This window comes from Neisseria sp. P0021.S007, from assembly GCF_051956855.1.
Map to the genome: position 1 here is coordinate 1 of NZ_JBQCXA010001644.1, position 451 is coordinate 451.

The following is a 451-nucleotide window of genomic DNA, read 5'->3' on the forward strand; positions in this document are numbered from 1 at the left end:
AATCATCCGCCACTATCAGCCGCATCAGGCGGCCATCGAGCAAGTCTTCGTCAACTTCAATCCGGCCGCGACTTTGATGCTCGGTCAGGCACGCGGTGCGGCGATTGCCGCTTTAGTCATGCACGATTTGCCCGTATTTGAATACACCGCGCTTCAGGTCAAGCAGGCTGTGGTCGGCAAGGGCAAGGCCGCCAAAGAGCAGGTGCAGCATATGGTGGTCCAAATGCTTGCACTTTCAGGCACGCCTCAAGCCGATGCCGCCGACGGACTCGCCGTCGCCCTTACCCACGCCCTGCGCAATCACGGATTGGCTTCGCAACTCAACCCTGACGGCCTACAGGTCAAGCGCGGCCGTTTCCAATGGTAAGCCGACATTCAGGCCGTCTGAAATAGTGTTCCAGCCCGTTTTCAGACGGCCTTTCGGTTATAATAACCCTTTGCCCACATACAG

At 57.6% G+C, this 451-nt stretch carries 1 protein-coding gene; it reads left to right on the plus strand.

Annotated features, from left to right (window positions below):
- On the plus strand, nt 1-367 hold a 367-nt coding region (gene ruvC, locus ACTHUR_RS20700), incomplete at its 5' end, for a crossover junction endodeoxyribonuclease RuvC (protein WP_440400677.1).
- Nucleotides 368-451: the final 84 nt, after the last annotated feature.